Source organism: Fibrobacter succinogenes, from assembly GCF_902779965.1.
In the GTDB taxonomy this organism is placed as follows: Bacteria; Fibrobacterota; Fibrobacteria; order Fibrobacterales; family Fibrobacteraceae; genus Fibrobacter; species Fibrobacter succinogenes_F.
This window is the reverse complement of sequence record NZ_CACZDK010000004.1, coordinates 80,467-98,279: the sequence shown is the minus strand read 5'-3', so window position 1 is coordinate 98,279 and position 17,813 is coordinate 80,467. Positions and strand designations below refer to the sequence as shown.

Sequence of the window (17,813 nt, the reverse complement as noted above, 5' to 3'; positions counted from 1 at the left end):
CGTGCTCTTAACCACTTCTTACTAAGTTCTACCAACTGCTATTTACTATATTCATATCATGATGTCTAGAATTTTCAAATCTCTTTTTGTGGTCGCTCTCGCATTTTCGGCGACAGCCATGGCTGACGATATTATCCGTTTTGTGCCGGATCCGTATCCAATTGGTTATGCGGACCAGGGCGATGTCAAGCATATTGTTATTAAAGGCGCTAACATTACAAATAAAGAAATTGTTCTTGAAACCGTGATGGGCCAAGGTATTGGCATGTCGAATTTCAAGTATCCGACTAAGATTGCTCCGAATGCTCCGGTGACAATTGAATTCGATATGGATTTTGCAGGCATGGATGGCCAAATCAACCCGGTCGTGGTGATGATTGACAATCAGGGTAAGTCATATGCGGCGCAGCTTGACGGCTATGTGAAAAATCCGATTTTCTTTGGCGAAAAGCTATTTGATACGGGTTACTATGCCCCGAATGAAAAGCGCGAATGGACATTCTACGTGTGGGGAACCGACAAGAAAACTCGTCCGGACCTGGCGCTTGACGAAAACGCCCAAAAGGAATTTAAGCTCAAGACAAAGAATGTGATGCTGAATGTCGATGACATCGGCAAAATTAAGGAAGGGGGCAAGGTTCCCGGACTTAAGCTGACGCTTTCGACGAGTGGGCTTTCCCGCACGGGCTGGGAACTCAAGCAAAAGAGCATCCGCAAAATTGTTGGCTTCAAGAGCAAAAAATTCCCGAAGGCAACTCCCGAAGTGCTTATCGTTGGTTATTGGAAGGACTAGCGCTGCCGGAATGGGCTAATTAATGCTTTTTTCAAGAGTTTGCCTTGAAAAAATACCGTGGTTTAACTAACTTTGGCATACTCTTGTAAGAGACCTCGGGATGTAGCTCAGCCTGGTAGAGCGCTTGAATGGGGTTCAAGAGGTCGCTGATTCGAATTCAGTCATCCCGACTAAAAAGACTCGTCATTGACGAGTCTTTTTTGCGTTAAAGTCTGTGGGCTTTTTATGCGGCCTTGAATTGCTTCGACGCATCTCGTTGGCCTTGACGCGTCTCGTAGATTAAAGTCCGTGTTCGAGCGAGTAATCCGAAATTTTGATGAGTGTGTCGAGCATAGCATGCATTTTTGCTGTGCGTTCGGCTTCTGTTTTGGCGAGGTCGTGCTCTTGACGTATATCGCTATCGGCAAAAAGGTAAATTTCGTCGTTGCTAGCGGTCTTTGAAACAACGCGGTAGTTGTCGAGTCCAAGTGCAGAGTAACCGGAATACGCACCCAGCGAAAGGCCTGCGCGTTCCTTTTGAACGATCGTGCTGTCTGCATTTTGAATGGTTTCTGTTTCTCGCAACAAGTTGTGCCCCATGAAAATGTTCGGGACTGCGAATCCGGCAAGTTCAAGAATTGTGGGCGCGATGTCGATTTGAGCGGCTGTTGTCGTGTCGTGAGTTGGTTCAAGCCCTTTGCCGTGGATTATAAACGGAATCCAACTGATGTTTGAGAATCCTCCGCCGTTCATGGTCGAAACGCCGTTTTCGCCCAGCGGGAATCCGTGATCTGCCATGATGATGACGTACGTGTTCTTGTACCATTCTTCGTTTTGAATGGAGCGGATGAAGTGGGCGAGCTGCCTGTCGGCGTAGTTCATAGTGACGTTGATGCGCTCTTGCAGGGGGCGTGCTTTTTGCTCGTCGGTCATGCCAGCGGCAAAGTTGAACGGGTAATGGTTGGAGCGCGTCATGAGTGTGGCGAGGAATGGCTTGCCTTGTTTGGAGAGCGTGTCGCGCACGTATTGGGCAGCATGGTCCATGAAGGTGGAATCGTCTTCGCGTTCGCGGCTGTAATGTTCTGCAGTGTACCATTTGGCCATCCAAACGCCAAGGTTATCCCAAGCGGGATCGGCGGCAGACATGTAGTGCGTGCTGTAGCCGTTCTCTGTTAGCACGGAAACAAAACTGGGGAGCGAAATGTGTGCTAGGTCGGTGGCTTGTGCAAGCCTTGAATGGTGCGGGATGCCGAGGTGTGTTGAGAGAACGCCGCCGGTTGTCGGGACGCCGCTGGTGTGCATGCGAATCCAAGCATGAGAGTTCGCTGCAATTGAATCGAGGAACGGCGTGGGCGAGGGCTGGATTTGCGGATTCATGTAGCCCGTGTTGAGCCCGCGATGCGATTCCATAAGTACTAAAATGAAGTTCGGCTTCATCTCGCGCTGGGCGGCAAGTTTTTCGCTTTTTAAAAGAGCTTCGGTCGGGATGCGGTAAAGCGGTAGGCCATGGCCTTCTTTTGCATCGGAAAATTTCCAAAGGCTATCGCCTTCAACGTGTTGCCATAAATTTTGGTAAGTGGTGCGGTAGGCGGCGAGATCTTTTTCGGTAAGCCCGGCTACTTTCTTTGAAACAAAAAGGTCGTTGTAGACAAGTGAAACGACCGGACGTAGCTTGGTCATGCGCGCATGACCGGTCCAGATAAAATAAACGAACAGGTAAGAAGCGATGTAGAAAACTATCATCGCGATGGCGGACTTCTTTAGACGAAAACCTTCCGGTGTACGGTAATGCTTGACCAACAATTTATATAAGCCGTAGGTCAGCGGGAGCATCGACACGAGGACTACGAATTGCAAATAAGGGACGGATAAATCGTTTGCCACGTAGTCATAGAACATGGCGATAGATGAAGTATCTTTGTAGGTGTCCATAAGGCCGAAGCTCAAATGCCCACCCAAGAATCGTTGAACTTCGTTGTCCAATAGCGTGAAAAGTAAGATAACGCTATGGAAAACGGTATAGAGAATCGTCGTGACCTTTGCGACTTTTGAGATTGAGGCTTCGTTTGAAACGCCCGCGTATTTTGAATCAGCATTTTTCGAACTTGCGATTTTTGCGACAATTCCGCCGAGCACCATAAACACCACGAGCGCATTGCAGATCCACATAAAGTCAATACAGACCGCGTGGAAAATAAACCAGTCCGGTTTTGAAACGAAGGGGAATCCGTAAGGATTGCTACGGAACAGTAGCATTATGCGGAGTAGAATATGCGTTATCCAAAAGGCGAGCGAAATCAAAACCAAGTTCTTGGATGGCTCAAAGAACTTGGCAATCTTTTGTATAAAGTTTTTCATTTTTTAAGTCCGGTAATTTCTTTGTAGAGCGCGAGCTGGCGCTTAAAGCAATCGTTCCAACTGAATTTCTCGGCGTACTTTCGTGCTTTGGCCTTTTTTTCGGTGAGGTCAGAATGATAGAGCTCGACAATGGCATCGGCAAGCGCTTCGGGCGTGCGTTCCTTGAGGATTGTACCTGCACCTGATTCCGTGACGTGCTCGAATGCGGCTCCTGCCGCGGCTCCGACGAGGGCGTTTCCGCTAGCCATGCTTTCGAGAATGGAAAGTCCGAACGTTTCCCAACCGGAGAGCGCAAGCCCCATATCGACGCTCGCGTAATAGCGGGCCATTTCGTCAATGGAGTTTACAAACCCGATGTAGCTTACATGCTTGTATTTTTCGGCAGCCGCTTGTACGAGCGGGAGGCTTGGACCTGTGCCGGCAAAGACTATTGCGGGTTCGTGCCCGAGCTTTTGCGTTAAAATATCGTAGGCTCCGAGAACAAGGTCAATCCCTTTTTCGTTGCAATGCCTATGCGGGAAAAATATCGTGAGGCGGTCGGGTTCACCGTCCTTAAGTTTGGCGACTAACGCTTCGTCACGACGCTCTGGGGAGAATGTGTCGATGTCGCAACCGAGCGGAATCCAGCGCGGGTCTGGGAGGCCGTTCTTTTTAAGGCGGGCCATCGCTTCTTTTGATGACGCTTGTACGCAATCGAATCCATCAAATTCTTTATGGGCGTACCAGAATGCAATTTTGCGGAAGAACTTTCCCGTGCCTGCTCCAAATTTTTTGGCGATGGGGCGACCCACGTAAGTCACTGGAAAATCGGCATGCCAAAAGCTGAACAATGCTGCATTTGGAACAACCTTCTTTGCTATGTTATGAACAACTGAAGGCAGAATGTATGGCGAACCTACTTCAATTGCATCAGGCTTGTATTTCTCGAGAATCGGGCGGATCTGGCTTTCTTTCCACATAAAGCGGTATTCCCAATTGCCTGGGAACCGGAATGCCTCGATATGCTCGATGATTAGTCCTTCGCTTCGCGTTTCCGTGTATGTACTTGCAGAAGGCATGACAAAGACCGAAAGCACATCGCTTTGCTTTTCGTAAAACGCCATTTTCTGCAAATGATAACGCCGGACTCCGCCTCCTGACGGACTCCAGAAGTTGTTAAAATCAACGATGGTAAACATTAAGCTTCTTGCATGCGGCTAGATTGAGGATTCATCAAAATCCTGTCTTCGTAAATGCGGCTCGTGCCCAAGCGCTTGGAATCAATGGCTAGGCTTAAAACTCCGTCTTTTTCGGTGAGCCAGTAGATGGCATCGGAATCGCGGAGGTAAGCGCGTGGCCCTAAAAGTCCCATGTTGGAATCGATGAGTTCACCACCGAGGAATATGGGAATGTCGAGCGCCTTGTACAAGTCAAGCATGATGGACGACCGCTTCTCGTGGATGTCCGGGAGTTCTGGACGGTCGGTAATCTTCAAGTGGTCGATGCCGTCAATCACGAGAATCAAATTCGGGTGATCCTTGAGCTCTGGTTGAAGCGTCTTGAGAAGGTCGTTGAAGTCGAGCGAAGGCATGTCGTCCCAAATTTCAAGACGATTGTTGCGCACATAACCCATCAAGTCGCGTGTGGCTTCCATGATTTTCTTGTTGATATCGTTGTCTGCATTTTGCTTGCGCACGGAGAGGATGGATTCACCGATGAGCATGGAAACGAAGCGGTCAAAGATTTGACGGCGCGGAGTTTCGTAGGCAACGTAAATGACCTTGAGGCTCGGGTTGCTTTCGATGAGGTCAAGCGTGATGCTAGAAAGCAAGAATGTCTTGAGCCCGAACGGATGCGAAGACACGAAGAAACATCCCGACTGAATACCGTCGATTTCCTTGGTGAGCTTTGGGAATGTACTGAGCGTATAGCCCACGCTTTGATCCGGCTGGCATGCCATGGCGTTATCAAAGTTTTCCTTGATGTCTTGCAACAGCATCGAGCGACGGTGGGAGTGGATTGTATCGACTTCGGTTTTTTCAATGAGGTCGATGAGCTGGTCTGCACCATTATGGCGGACAAACGTATCGACAGTCTCGTCTTTCGGGAGCACAATGGACTTGAGGCTCATGTGAAGTTGGTCGGCGAGCTTCAAGTACTTTTGAATTTTGAGTTCTTGATTGCGGCGGTCTTCTTCGCGGCGCAAGATGATCGTAAATGCTTCTGCTCCGCAGGCCTTCAACTTGTACAGGTGGTTGATGTTCAATTCTTGGAACATCGTGGAGACAACGCCTGGAATACCGGCGAGGTCAGCGGTGAGGGCGTCAAAGAATCCCTGTACGATAATCGGATTTTCGCTATCCGCTTGGATGTTAAACGGAATGGCGGTCGGACCAGAGGCGTAAGTGATGTACGTGTGGCTCTTTTCGTTATCGTCGATTAGCCTTCCGTAAACGGAATGAATGAATCCCTTGGAGTTACGTGCCGGAATCGTAATTCTCGGTTCGTGATAGGCTTCGAGGTTGTCGAGATAGAAACTGATCTGATGGCGTTCGATGCCGGAGAGCATGCAGTAACTGATGAACGGCTCCGGGTCACCGCTGTAATAGCCGAGTCCATAGAGCTGTGCTTGACCAATGCTCCAGCCGCGAGCTTCGAGGAATTTTGCCGAAGATGGGCTTTTGCAGGCTGCCCAGTGGCAATAGCGGACGAAACATTCCAAAACCTTGGATTTTTCGCCACCGACTTCCTTGACCCACGGATGTTCGCTGTCTTGGTTGTTTGCTATGTCCTTGTCGAGCGATCCAAGGAAGTCATAAGCTTCAGAGCGGGCGGCTTGTTCGTCCATCCCGTTAAAACGGCTTTTCATGAGAAAGTCAACTAGATCGCCTTCGCTCCCGCACTGCAAGCAGCGGTAGCGCCAATAACCCAACGCATCGTAGAAGAACAATGAAGTTTCTTCGGGTGCGTGGAACGGGCAGCAAGCTATAAGGTTTCTCCCCCAACGGCTCAGTGGAATTCCCAATTGTCTGGGGTGAGCTTTTGTTCTCATGTAATCTGCATGTTCCTGGTCTATCAGCATGGTCGCCTCCTATAAAGAAATCTAATAAAGAACGTCTTCAAAAATGCGGATTTTTTGAAAAAAAAGCAATTTTATCTATCTTTTTTGTTATGGTTATTCTTGGTATTGACCCTGGTTCCATTACAACTGGGTATGCTTTCCTAAAAAAAACGGGAAATCAAATACAGGTGCTGGAGTATGGCACGTTTCATGCGAACGCTTCGAAAAATCTTGAAGACCGCCTTGTGCACATTGTTTCGGAACTGGAAGAGCGCCTAGATCACTACCATCCCGATGCTTTGGCGATGGAAGGCGTGTTTTTTGCGAAGAATGTAAAGAGTGCCCTTGTGCTTGGACATATCCGCGGGGCTATCCTTGTGGCGTGCCACCGTCGCGGGATGACTTATGACGAATACCCACCGCGAGTCGTGAAGCAGGCGGTCACAGGGGATGGTGCGGCCTCGAAGGAACATGTGGCAAACATGGTCTTTGCGCGCCTTGGAATTGCGTCTTCGGAACTCCCGCTCGATGCGACCGATGCGCTTGCTATTGCATGGACGCATGCGAATCCGGCCTCTCCGGTGCAGTCGCTTGTCACGAAAAAGAAGACGACTACAAAGAAAAAGGCTACGGTACAGCAGTGGAAGGATTTGATTGAAAAGATGGGAGGGACGATTCAATGATGGATTTGTTGCCGTATGGGCTTGGAACGCCAGACTTGGTTGAATTCCAGCCGGGCTATTTTGTGGATAGGGAAATTGTGACTGATTTGCAGTTGCTTGCGCGAGATGCTACGGCGAATGGTTTTGAATTACGCCTGGAGTCGGCGTATCGCTCGTTTGAAAAGCAACTCTCGATTTGGAACCGCAAGGCTCGTGGGGAACTTCCGCTGTTGTCTGCTGCGGGGGTCCCGATGGAACGTCCGAAGGATGAAGAAGAGCTGATGTATGCAATTCTCACGTGGTCTGCACTTCCGGGGGCGAGCCGTCACCATTTGGGGACGGACATCGACGTGGTCGATGGAGCTGCGTGCCCGGAGGGCTACGAGGTTCAGCTTACGCCTGCGGAATGCGAAGGGATGTTTGCGAAGTTTCATGCATTCTTGACCGAACGGATGGTGGCGGATAAAGCGTTTGGCTTTAGTCGTGTGTTCATTCCTGGTCGTGGAAAAATTCGCCCGGAAGGCTGGCACATTGCGCACTTGCCCACGTCGCGCAAACGCTTGGAGCATTTTTCGCTTGACGTGTTGCGCCGTATTTATGAACGTAGCGAAATGGAATGCAAGCGTGCAGTGCTTGCGAACCTCCCGCAACTTGCGGAGGATTACATCTATCCTTACTTTGTATAGAATGCATTACGCTTTTACATATCAAAAGATCCTTCGACTTCACTGCGTTTCGCTCAGGATGACACTGTAAGCAGTTCTTGGCTGCAATGATATTAACTTCCTACCGTCTACTTCCTACTGTCTACTTGTCTTATGAAATTTTCTCCCGAATCTCGCGGTATTATCCGCTTGCCTTCTCTTGAATATGGGCGCTCTGTGTTGGGTGCTCCGCTGCTTTATTACCCGTGCAAGTGCAAATGCAAGTTGCTTGTGATTGCCGGTATTCATGGTGAAGAACCTGAAACGACATTCCTCTTGAGTCGTGTGCTTCGTGCTTTTGACGATAACTTTGATTCCGTTGCATTTATTTTGTGTGCTAATCCAGACGGCATGACTCTTGGAACGCGCGGGAATGCAAATGGTGTTGACTTGAACCGCAATTTCGGTACGCAGAATTTTTCGACGGAGATGGTTGGTTCGCGCTCTATTTTGGAAGCCCCACGAGATACGCTTTTATCGCCAGGGGGTACTGCTGGGAGCGAACTGGAAACGCAGGCTCTTGTTGCGTTGATAGAAAAGCTAAAGCCTTTGTCGATTCTTTCGATGCATGCGCCCATGGGTTGCGTCGATGCTCCGCAGAAAACAGAACTTGTCGAAAGGCTGATGGCGACGTTTAACTTGAAATGGGTTCCGGACATTGGGTACAAGACGCCGGGGAGCCTTGGGACGTGGTGCGGTGAACGAGGGCTTGATTGCGTGACGCTAGAACTCCCGCGCATGTCGTTGGAACACTTGTTCGACCGATATGGACGTGCGTTAGCGGATTTTCTGGAACGCATGGCGTTGCGCTAATGTGCTATAGCCTATAAAAAGAAAAGCCTGCTCGACAATCGGCAGGCGGAGAAATGCTTTGGGAAGTTGTATGAATCCTCCTTCGGAGGATGACTTCGCAATAACTAGTGACTAACGATTATTGACTAACCACTAACCACTGTCTACTTCTTACTTCTTACTCTTCATCGCTTCTTCGATGATTTGTTTGCGGTTGGCAAGGCCTACACCAAAACCGATTACCATGTAGCTTACGCCGAGGAGCAACAGATATTCAAGGATGTACGGCACCTTTTCGTTGTAGAAGAGGATTCCGGCAACGTAGGTAAGGAGAATCAATACAATCTGGAAAATGTTGAATGCCTTGTTCTTGCGCGGCTGGAGCTTCGGGAGGAACAACGGGCTTACCATCAAGAATCCTGTTACGGTGAAAACGATAATGGGTGCCCAGAAGAGGAAACTGCTCGGGTCTGCAAAAACGCCCTTGCTCTTGAGGTACACGATAAGCACGGCGTTAATCATGCCGGCAAAAGTGGACGGAAGCCCAGAAAAGTGATGATGATACGTGTCAGAATCGCAGGCGTTGTACTTGGCAAGGCGCATGGCGGCGCAGAGCACGTAAACTGCGAGGGCGAACGTCATCAGGAGGCCGTGGTTCTGGAACCATTCCGGTGCATAAATCTTGTAGGTAAAGAAAAAGCAGAAAGCCGGGGCGAGACCGAATGCAATCAAGTCTGCAAGGCTGTCAAATTGGGCTCCGAATTCAGAACTGGCGTTCACAAGACGTGCCGCAAATCCGTCAAGCTTGTCAAAAAGGGCACACAACATGACAAAGTATGCACCCATGCGGATTTGGTCTGCCGTACTAAAAGAACTGAACGCTCCGGTTGTCCAGCAAATGGAAAAAACTCCAAGCAAAAAGTTCAGGCTTGTAAAAGTATTTGGCAAAACAAAACGTAATTTTCCCACGTTATACTCCTTGAATTGATTTGCTAAAGATAATTTTTTTAAAGTGGAATAGAAACTTTTTTATTGATTATCCCGCTGTTCGACGGGGACAATTTCCCAAAGCGCACTCACTCCGGCTGCTACAATCAAATTGTTTGGTGGTGCATACGGATTTTCTTCTGTAGGGAAGTTTGTCCAATGCTTGGTTGAGAATTGATAGTAGGTTGTAGGCCTGTACATGACGGGAATAAGGGGGACCGTTTGCATAAACAGCTTGTTGAGTTCTCGATAGGCTTCTACCAGTGAATCTTCGGCTGTGATGGTCGGAATTTGCTTCAAAAGTTTGTTGATTTCTGCATTTTGGAAGCGTCCCGGGTTTGCAAAAGCTTCTTCGCCTATGGGTTTATAGTTGGCTGTGCTTAGCATTTGATAGAATCTGTTCCAGGGATTTGCTACAGAGTGTTCCGTGGGCGGTGTCTTGAAGGTGAGGTCGAATGTGCCACGGCGGAGGTTCGTGTCCCATATGCCATAATCGATAATTTTAGGAACGGCGGTAATGCCGATTTCTGCAAACGATTCGACGATGACGTTAATAGCGTCGATCCAGTCGGTCCAGCCTTGCGGACATTCTATTGAAATGGGGCGGACTAGCTTTTTCTTTTTATCAAGGAGCTTGCCTTCTTCGTTCCAGGAATAGCCTGCTTCTGCGAGAATTTCGCGGGCCTTGTTCGTGTTGTAACTATATCCGTAAGTTTCGATGTCTTCTTTGTTGAAATACTTTTTCTCGGAACCGAACGGGAGGATAAATCCAGGTTGCATGACGGGCGTATAGTTGGAGAGCGCTCGAACTTTGATTTTTTCAAAGTCGATGGCGTGGGCCAGGGCTCGTCTGAAATTAACGCTGTTGAACGGTTCCTTGGATGTAGCGATAACGAGAGCTGTGAGGGTTGAGGGAAGTTGATAGGGTTCTTCGCGGCTCCAGGCGCGGACGCTGTCCTTTGCTTTTTCCCAAATTCTTGGCAGGAAATTCGAAGAAACATCGAGGTTCCCGCGTGCCATCGCGCCATTGAAGTAATCGTTCTTGTCGTAGATGGGATGGATGATATACTTGGGTGCAGGCTTTTTTCCACCGTAATGATTTTGACGCCAGTAGTTTTCGACTCGTTCAAGAACAATCTGGTCCGGGGTGTAAGTCTTTAGGGTGTACGGCCCCGAGGCGATGGGGTGCTGGTCGTTCGTGAATTCGATAATCTTCTCCATGTTGTAAGTCTTTCCGGTTTTGGCTGATTTGATCAGCGGTTCAAAGACTGACTTGGGGAGAATCGATGTCTCGGCGATGGCGTTCAGAACCATGAGCGGGTTTCTGTTGCTTGCCAAATGGAACGTTATGTTGTTGTCGCCGTCATCCGTGATGGTTTTGATGCGCTTCCAGTTGTTGTGGTGCGCAGTCGGGAGGATTGAATCGATCTTGAATGAAAAAATGACATCTTCGGTGGTCATCTTTTCGCCATTATTCCACTTGGCCCGTGTATCGAGGTGTACTGTAATGCTGGAATCCGTCTGGGTATAGCCATCGGCAAGCATCGGGTCCAGATTCCCGGTAAGCTGGTTATAGGCTAAGAGTGACTCGTACATGAGCCTTATGTTGCCGTCTGCCGGAAAGTTTGGGTCGGGGTGGAGCGGGTTGAACGTGGTGGGCGGTGCCCATTCGAATCCGCCGATGTACAAAGTCTCGTTTCGCGGGTATTCCGAAATTTGTTGGGGCGTCTTGGATTCATCGTCCTTGCAACCAGTGGCCATGAACGCAATCGCTGTGGCGAGAGTGCAAATAGGGATGAATTTTTTGAAATGGACGCTCATTTAATTCCTATATAATTGATGTGCAAAATGTAGTGAGATTTTGCAAATATGACCACTAAAATTTAATTTACCAATACCCCTACGGTTATATTTTGATTCTAATTAAAGCGGAAAAGAGTAAAGAACACGTTTTGGGGAGGCACTGAACAATGTGTGGTTCATAATAAGTGGAGTACCTGCTCCGCCGGGTGTGTTAAACGTCATGACGACCTTTCCGGTTTTGAGTGAAATGGCTATGATTTCGTTCCCTTGGTCTATCCATGCTTTTCCGTCGTAAATGAATGGTTTTGAGAAAATCGATTTTTTCCCTTGGTATTTCCAGAGCGGAGTGCCAATGCTTGAATAGAGGTAAATCGACTGGTCCGAAAGCGAAATGATAATTTTGTTTTCGCCTTGATCTTTGAGCACTTGCATCGAAACGATGGGATTTTCCATAAGCACTTGCGTGGGGCTAAAGTCCTTGTGCTTGATGTTCTGTAAGAATAGTTTATTTGTGCTAGAAACAAGAACGAGCGTGGAGTCTACACCTTCCATAGCTGTGATATTCACTTGAACTTTATAGGTTGATTTTTCTAGGGTGAGCCCGTTGTCGTCGTTTAAGCGCATGAGTTCGCCATCGAGGTTGCACAGTTGCAAGAAACGGTTTAGCTTTACGATATGGAACGGCATCGAATAGACTTTGCGTGACCAGATTATGCTATTAGAGGTTCGTGAAATCTTTAGTAAAAAGCCGTTCCAAGTGGAGGCGTAAATGTAATCCCCGGTGAGTGTGAAGTTGAAAGCCTTGCCGGGAAGCTGAAGCGGCTTGTTGAACGAATCCTTGTTTATGTCATAGATACTCATCTGGTAGCCCGTCGAAATGAGTATCGTGTTTTCGTCAGATTGAATCACCGGGGCATTCCCGATTTTCCCGATATACTTGGTCCAGCGCTGTTTGCCCGTTTCTGCATTGATGCAAATGAGCTGCTCTGTGGCTGGGTCCACCATGTAAAGGTTCTTTTTGGAACCCAGTAATTGCGGGTACAATGTTTTCGGAGAAATGTTCAGCTGGCTTGCATAGTTGGCGCCGATGACTTTGCTGTAATACCTTAACACAATGCGCGCGATTTGCGGACTTCCGGTAGAAAGTCTCACGGCTTCGGCCCATGCTCTTTGACGGTCCTTTTCGGGGGCTTCCTTGAGTTCTAGGTTGAACGCTTTCAAGAAATGTGCTTCGGCATTGCCGGGCTCGTTTTCAAGAATCATTTCGAGATAGGGCGGAATTTTATCCCATTTTTTTTGCTTTGCCAAATGCACGGCTTGCGATGTTAGCTTGCTTGAATATAAAGGACGTTGTCCGTAATAGTGGGCGTCAATAGCAAAAATTTTTCGGTTGCTAAAGGGAACGTAAATATAGCGCTTCTTGATAATCGGGCGTGTCATGGGGGGCTTTGCTAAGTTGAACCCCCACAATGGACGGAGTAACGTATCGACGGTGATGACGGAACCTTCGTTGGAGAATAGTCCAAGTGTTCCTTGTGCAAGCGTATATATGTTCGATGCGTTTGCTCGGACTGTTGAAAGTACGGCGCCTGTAGCCTGATCGTACAATGTGATTTTTCCAGAAGCTTCAAGCGTGACGATATTATTTTCAAAAATTTGGATGCTTTCTACGTTCCCGACCTCAGCTCGCCAGAGCGTTTTTTTAGGGTCTTGCACATTGTAGCAGAACAGCATGTTTCCCGAAATTAGATAAATGTAATCTTTATAGATATAAGTTTTTTGGATAATATCGTATTGCGCGATGGTGAATGATTCCGTTGCTGAACTTGCCGAAATAAAGTGAAGTGCGTTGTCGGTGCAATTGATGATAAAGTTGTCGTTGATGAACTGGTTGTTTTGCAATTGGCAAGAGGTATAGTCGGTATTGTTCTTGAGAATTGTACCCTTGCGATCAAGAATGTAGAATCCTTTTTCGGATATTGCTATGGCGTTTCCGTTTATGGCGGTGAACTGGTTGATGTTTTTTACGACGTAAGAAATTTGTTGATTGGGCGAATTGTGCGGTTTGTAAAAGAGCGAGTCGCGTGTGGAATTTTGGTACCACATGCCGTCGGAATCGATTTGTAGCAAGTGGCTAGATTCGTCGAGCTTCGATGCTATTTCAACGATTTTCCCGTTTTCGATTTTGGCGATGTGGCCGTTTTCGAAAAGAATGTTGGCGTTTTTGCCATCGAAGAATTTGCGGATGGGGCTTTTCAGCGTAATGGTCTTTTGCAAAAGCCTTTCTGGAGAATAGCTTGTTGCTGCATCACGACCGGCAAGCCAGTAGGCTTTGCTTGTGGTTTTGGTAAAGGCTTGGCTGCGACCGTAGAAGTGGTTTGCTTGAGCCTTGTTGTTGGCGAGATCGTAAATTTTTCCGAGGTAGAAGAATGCGGATTCCTTGTCGTCGTCATCGCCTTGCCGCGTGATTTTTTCGAGCAATCGGACCGATTCATCGACTTCGCCTTTCATTTCGAAGAGGTAAATGGCTTCTTGGAGTTGCGAAGCCATTTTGCTAGCAAAAGCTTGGCTAGAGAACAGCGAACAGAGGGCGAGGACTGTAAAAATCCACGCCTTGAATGCGTTGTTTTTGTTTAGCCAAAGATTATGCATCGAACTTGTAGCCTGCTCCGCGGATGGAAAGGATGATTTTCGGATTTGCTTGGTCGTCTTCGAGTTTGCGCCTCAAGTTTACAATGTGGTTGTCGATTGTTCTTGTAGAGGGCATGTTGTCGGGAGTGTAACCCCAGAGGTCTTGCAACAAGTCTTCGCGCAAAATGACTTCGCCGCGGCGCTGCCAGAAATATTTGAGAATCTGGAATTCCCTCGTGGAAAGTTCCAACGGAACACCGCCCTTGGTGGCGACAAACTTCTTGAAATCCATGTGGATGTCGGCAAAGTCTATGGCGTCCACGGATGAAAGCTGCTTGGCGGGAGCTTTCTGGAGGTCGATTCGGCGGAGGAATGCCTTCACGCGAGCGAGCAATTCCAGAATCGAGAACGGCTTTGTCACGTAGTCATCGGCGCCCATGTCGAGACCTGCAACCTTGCTCGTTTCTTCCGTTTTGGCGGTGAGCATGATGATGATGCATTCCGGGTGCTTTTTGCGGATGAATCGGCAAACTTCAAAGCCGCTCTTCTTGGGAAGCATCACGTCCAGCAAAATCAAGTGCGGTTGGAACGAGTCCGTTTTGGCGATTGCTTCTTCGCCATCGCATGCCGTTTCGACTTCGTAATTTTCGAGCTCGAAGTTGTCCTGGAGCCCAAGCCGGATGATTTCTTCGTCTTCAACAATGAGGATTCTGTGTTGCATAATCATTCTGCCTTTTTGAATCGTACGGTAAAGGTGGAGCCCTTGCCGGGTTTGCTGGTGAGTGAAATGGTGGCCTTGTGCGTTTCGGCTACGCGCTTGACAATGGCAAGGCCAAGGCCAGAGCCTTTCGTGCTGCGTGTCATTTCGTCACCGACTCTATAAAAATCATTAAATATATTTTTTTGTTCCGAAGAAGGAATACCGATTCCTGTATCTGCAACGGAGAAAACGACCCTGTCCTCGGCGGGTACTACCGTGATGGTAATGTTGCCGGGTGCGTTTGTGTATTTAATCGCATTTTCGATAAGGTTTTGCACCAGGCTGTAGAGAGCCGTGTAATCACCGATTATATATAAACTGGGTTCAATCTTGGTGTGGAATAGGAGTCCTTTTTCGACACCGATATCTTCAACGCTATCAAAAACTTTTTGCACGCAAGCAGAAAAGTCAAGTTTTTCCCAATGGAATCCGCTCTTGCCGTGTTCCATGCGCGTATAGTTCAAAATGGCGCCAATCAAGTTCTCGAGTCGGGTCGCTTCCTTGCCGATAAGCCCTGAATATTCTTGCACTTTCTCTACTTTTTGCACGCGCCCGCGAGCCATCATTTCGGCAAACATCTTGATGGAGGTGAGCGGCGTCTTGAGTTCGTGAGAAATGCTCGAAAGGAAGTTTGCCTTCATGGCCAACAGCTTATGCTCTTGCGTGAGGAATCTGAACATCACGATAGAACCGAGTAGCACTGTAATGAGCGAGAACGATAAAAGCCCGTACATGAGGAACATGCGCTTGCGTGTTTCTTTCTTGATTTCGCTCAAACCTTTTTCGTATAAAGTGAGGTTCCAGGAAATAATCTTGTCGAGCTGGACCTGCGTCATGATGGCGGAACTGTCCGAAACATGGCCGAGGATTAAAGTCTTGTCCGACCCTTCGGTGATGGAATAGGGGATTCCTTTCCAGCCTTGAGCCGAAGTCTTTAGCTTGGAACGCATGCGTTCGCGATATTCTTCGATGTTTACCTTGGCAAGAACAACTTGGTCCCCGGAGAGTATGGGGTAGCTCATCTTGATGAACGTCGCCTTGCTGTTGCTCATGATATCAATGCCGCTTTTGGAGTTAGCTTCTTTATTCAAGAGGGCTTGGACTATTTCTTTGTTGTTAAAGAATACATCCATGTAGCCAAGCTGGCGGTTGAAATTTTCTCGCAAGTTCCAGAACGCTTCGCGTTTTTCTTGACTCAAGTTTTCGAAAGAGAGGATTTGCGTAAAGGCTGTTTCGAAAAAGAATTTTGCCGAGGGCAGATTCTCGATGTTCTTGCTCTGCAGAAACTGGTTCAATACCGCGAGGGTGTAGTCTTCGGCTTCTTTGTGCTTCTTTTGCGCCACGAGAATTTCGAAGTGCAGCAAGTTCACCGAACGCGTGAGGTCCGAATGCAGGTAGCCCTGCTGGTGCGGGTGCTCTTCAAGAACGTTGAGGAGGCGGAGCGCTTCGTCGTATTCCTTGGTTTTATAGGCGATGCGTACAAGTCCAAGGATGTTCTGGATGTGGTCGTCTTTTGATTCGAACGAGAACCGCAGCTGGCGAGCCGAACGCGAGAGATTTACAGGCTGCGGCATGGCCGAGGTGACTTCTTCGCGGAAAATCATCTTTTCAAACGGACTTGCGATACTGTTTGAAAAGTCCGAAGTCTTTGAAAAGTGCTTGGACGAAATATCGGGGTAAATCAGTGTCCCGTTGTTGTATAGGAACATGGCCTCGATGCCGCTTACCGTCTTGAACTGCGTAGCGTTGCCGAAATCTAGAAGGCTGTGCGGCTGTTCGTAAAGGTACAGAGATGCCGATTTGACTTCCTGAAAAATCTTGCTCTGTTCTTTGCTGATGGTCGATTCGCACTGCTCGCGGAAAGTCTCTGTGCTTTCGTTGTAGTTCTTCTGGGCGAGGTACGCTTCGTTCTGGATATTGCGTACACTCAAAAACGAGAGGATTGCTGTTGGTAAAACAATTCCTCCCGCAAAAAAGGAAAGAAAAAGAAGATTGCTACGAGATATCCGCATTGGAAGCTCACTTCCCTAGAATGGAATATGCGCTGACAATTCAGGATAATTGAGTATAAGGACACTCCCAGCCATGAGGATGGCTAGAATCGAAATCGCGACGCCAATGATAATCAATAAATTTTTTGTCACTGGGCGAGGTTTGCTTGATGGGTCACGGAGACCTTGTGTCCAATTTCAATGTGGCGGCTGTTCGAGTAAACTTCACGAACGAGAACTGTAGATTCTTTGTCGGTCGCTCTTGCTATCACGCCACGTCCAAGGAGTCTCGGCGGGAGACCTGCATCGGATTTGTCTTCTTCCCAAATGGCGATGGCATCTCCGGTGTTGTAGCCATGAACTGTACCCTTGTCTACTAAAATGTAGGCGTAAGAACCGATGAGGAGCATCGGGTCCATTGTATAGCGGATCATTGCCATTTCTTCGAGCTTTACTTCGGGAACGGCAGTGTAGCCGGACACGTTCAGCACATTGAGCGGTTGTTTCAGGCGAGCTTTAGAATGGTCAGTCTTGATTTCTCTAAAGCTTTGGACAATCTTTGCTCTGGAGAGCGTATCGCCAACTGCGGTAATTTTTGCATAGCCCGAAAGTCTGATCAATGCGAATCTGTCAAAACTCTTGTCTTTGTTGGTCGGGACTTCGATTGCGCGTGCATCCAGAATTTCGACCAAGTCGCCTTTCTTCACAGTTGCATCGGTTTTGCGACCAATACCAACGACGATTTCGGATTCAGGAATGTGGATAATCGGTTCCTTCTTTTCGCCGGAGCGGATAGAGAAGAATCGCTTGTCTTTCTTGAGAGAATCGATTGTGTAGATTTCGGGAGCGAGAATTTGGTAGTAACCGTTGAAAATCTTCGGTTCCGGACGCTTCTGGTAGAAATATGCGTCTGCGGCTTTTTTACGCTTTTGCTTTTTGTCCTTGTCGCGGAGATTCCCGAGCATGTTCTCGAAATCGCCTTTGCGGGCGTCTCGTTCATCGCAGCCTACGGCCTGGATGTTCTTGGGCAAGTTGGAATCGGCAACGGCAGCTTCGCAAGGTCTTGTTTTGGGCAGGCGGTTTCCGTCGTCCTTGATACCATCACCTAAATTGATGGAGTCGCCCGGATAAATCCAGTGCGGGTCTTGAATGTGCCTGTTGTTTTCCCAGAGGTCCGGCCAGGCAAACGGATCGTTTAAAAATTCACCACTGATGTCCCAGAGGGTATCGCCTTTTTTAACTACATAGGCAGATGCAATTAGAGCCGAAAGACCAAGGCAAATCGAAGCACATTTTAAAAATCGCATACACTT

13 protein-coding genes and 1 tRNA gene are annotated in these 17,813 nt (G+C 48.2%); 5 read left to right on the top strand and 9 right to left on the bottom strand.

Annotated features, from left to right (window positions below):
• Positions 1 to 58: 58 nt before the first annotated feature.
• Positions 59 to 793 (top strand): hypothetical protein, encoded by a 735-nt coding sequence (locus HUF13_RS02840; protein WP_173473719.1) that lies wholly within the window; start codon positions 59 to 61, stop codon positions 791 to 793.
• A gap of 96 nt (positions 794 to 889) precedes the next feature.
• Positions 890 to 963: transfer RNA gene (locus tag HUF13_RS02835), tRNA-Pro, on the top strand.
• A gap of 109 nt (positions 964 to 1,072) precedes the next feature.
• On the opposite strand, the gene HUF13_RS02830 is transcribed toward HUF13_RS02835, so the two are convergent.
• The 3 genes from HUF13_RS02830 to HUF13_RS02820 are packed head-to-tail and all read right to left on the bottom strand — an operon-like array spanning position 1,073 to position 6,191.
• A complete protein-coding gene (locus HUF13_RS02830) occupies positions 1,073 to 3,130 on the bottom strand; it encodes an LTA synthase family protein (RefSeq protein WP_173473718.1) in 2,058 nt (685 codons plus the stop codon).
• Positions 3,127 to 4,308: a glycosyltransferase gene (locus HUF13_RS02825; protein ID WP_173473717.1), complete on the bottom strand. Its 1,182-nt coding sequence runs from the start codon at positions 4,306 to 4,308 to the stop codon at positions 3,127 to 3,129. The genes HUF13_RS02830 and HUF13_RS02825 overlap by 4 nt, the downstream gene beginning before the upstream one ends.
• On the bottom strand, positions 4,308 to 6,191 hold the full coding sequence (locus HUF13_RS02820; protein ID WP_173473716.1) for a CHC2 zinc finger domain-containing protein: 1,884 nt from the start codon (positions 6,189 to 6,191) through the stop codon (positions 4,308 to 4,310). The genes HUF13_RS02825 and HUF13_RS02820 overlap by 1 nt, the downstream gene beginning before the upstream one ends.
• 89 nt (positions 6,192 to 6,280) lie before the next feature.
• Between HUF13_RS02820 and ruvC the strand changes: the two genes are divergently transcribed.
• The 3 genes from ruvC (at position 6,281) to mpaA (ending at position 8,349) form a co-directional block, all read left to right on the top strand.
• Positions 6,281 to 6,853: a crossover junction endodeoxyribonuclease RuvC gene (gene ruvC / locus HUF13_RS02815; RefSeq protein WP_173473715.1), complete on the top strand. Its 573-nt coding sequence runs from the start codon at positions 6,281 to 6,283 to the stop codon at positions 6,851 to 6,853.
• A complete protein-coding gene (locus tag HUF13_RS02810; RefSeq protein ID WP_173473714.1) occupies positions 6,850 to 7,518 on the top strand; it encodes a M15 family metallopeptidase in 669 nt (222 codons plus the stop codon). The genes ruvC and HUF13_RS02810 overlap by 4 nt, the downstream gene beginning before the upstream one ends.
• Positions 7,519 to 7,650: 132 nt before the next feature.
• The gene (gene mpaA / locus HUF13_RS02805; protein ID WP_173473713.1) at positions 7,651 to 8,349 is read left to right on the top strand and encodes a murein tripeptide amidase MpaA; all 699 of its coding nucleotides are present in this window, start codon (positions 7,651 to 7,653) and stop codon (positions 8,347 to 8,349) included.
• A 150-nt stretch (positions 8,350 to 8,499) separates the two neighbouring features.
• Here the strand turns inward: mpaA and HUF13_RS02800 are convergent, their stop codons facing one another.
• The 6 genes from HUF13_RS02800 to HUF13_RS02775 form a co-directional block, all read right to left on the bottom strand.
• On the bottom strand, positions 8,500 to 9,297 hold the full coding sequence (locus HUF13_RS02800) for a phosphatidylcholine/phosphatidylserine synthase (protein WP_173473712.1): 798 nt from the start codon (positions 9,295 to 9,297) through the stop codon (positions 8,500 to 8,502).
• Between the two features lie 60 nt (positions 9,298 to 9,357).
• Positions 9,358 to 11,136, bottom strand: coding sequence for an ABC transporter substrate-binding protein (locus HUF13_RS02795; RefSeq protein ID WP_173473711.1), 1,779 nt, complete (start codon positions 11,134 to 11,136; stop codon positions 9,358 to 9,360).
• 102 nt (positions 11,137 to 11,238) lie between these two features.
• Positions 11,239 to 13,770, bottom strand: coding sequence for a PQQ-binding-like beta-propeller repeat protein (locus HUF13_RS02790; protein ID WP_173473710.1), 2,532 nt, complete (start codon positions 13,768 to 13,770; stop codon positions 11,239 to 11,241).
• Positions 13,763 to 14,476 (bottom strand): response regulator transcription factor, encoded by a 714-nt coding sequence (locus HUF13_RS02785; RefSeq protein ID WP_304038750.1) that lies wholly within the window; start codon positions 14,474 to 14,476, stop codon positions 13,763 to 13,765. Before HUF13_RS02785 ends, HUF13_RS02790 begins: the two co-directional genes overlap by 8 nt.
• Positions 14,473 to 16,440 (bottom strand): cell wall metabolism sensor histidine kinase WalK, encoded by a 1,968-nt coding sequence (locus HUF13_RS02780; protein ID WP_304038748.1) that lies wholly within the window; start codon positions 16,438 to 16,440, stop codon positions 14,473 to 14,475. Before HUF13_RS02780 ends, HUF13_RS02785 begins: the two co-directional genes overlap by 4 nt.
• Before the next feature lie 209 nt (positions 16,441 to 16,649).
• Positions 16,650 to 17,807 carry a LysM peptidoglycan-binding domain-containing protein gene (locus HUF13_RS02775; RefSeq protein WP_173473708.1) on the bottom strand — a complete coding sequence of 386 codons (1,158 nt, stop codon included), beginning with the start codon at positions 17,805 to 17,807 and terminating at the stop codon, positions 16,650 to 16,652.
• Between the last annotated feature and the right edge of the window lie 6 nt (positions 17,808 to 17,813).

Excerpts from the sequence above, each read along its gene's own strand:
- HUF13_RS02820 (WP_173473716.1), bottom strand. The coding sequence starts at position 6,191 with ATGCTGATAGACCAGGAACATGCAGATTACATGAGAACAAAAGCTCAC.
- HUF13_RS02775 (WP_173473708.1), bottom strand. The coding sequence starts at position 17,807 with ATGCGATTTTTAAAATGTGCTTCGATTTGCCTTGGTCTTTCGGCTCTA.
- ruvC (WP_173473715.1), top strand. The coding sequence starts at position 6,281 with ATGGTTATTCTTGGTATTGACCCTGGTTCCATTACAACTGGGTATGCT.
- HUF13_RS02825 (WP_173473717.1), bottom strand. The coding sequence starts at position 4,308 with ATGTTTACCATCGTTGATTTTAACAACTTCTGGAGTCCGTCAGGAGGC.
- HUF13_RS02795 (WP_173473711.1), bottom strand. The coding sequence starts at position 11,136 with ATGAGCGTCCATTTCAAAAAATTCATCCCTATTTGCACTCTCGCCACA.
- HUF13_RS02810 (WP_173473714.1), top strand. The coding sequence starts at position 6,850 with ATGATGGATTTGTTGCCGTATGGGCTTGGAACGCCAGACTTGGTTGAA.
- HUF13_RS02830 (WP_173473718.1), bottom strand. The coding sequence starts at position 3,130 with ATGAAAAACTTTATACAAAAGATTGCCAAGTTCTTTGAGCCATCCAAG.
- HUF13_RS02840 (WP_173473719.1), top strand. The coding sequence starts at position 59 with ATGATGTCTAGAATTTTCAAATCTCTTTTTGTGGTCGCTCTCGCATTT.
- mpaA (WP_173473713.1), top strand. The coding sequence starts at position 7,651 with ATGAAATTTTCTCCCGAATCTCGCGGTATTATCCGCTTGCCTTCTCTT.
- HUF13_RS02785 (WP_304038750.1), bottom strand. The coding sequence starts at position 14,476 with ATGATTATGCAACACAGAATCCTCATTGTTGAAGACGAAGAAATCATC.
- HUF13_RS02790 (WP_173473710.1), bottom strand. The coding sequence starts at position 13,770 with ATGCATAATCTTTGGCTAAACAAAAACAACGCATTCAAGGCGTGGATT.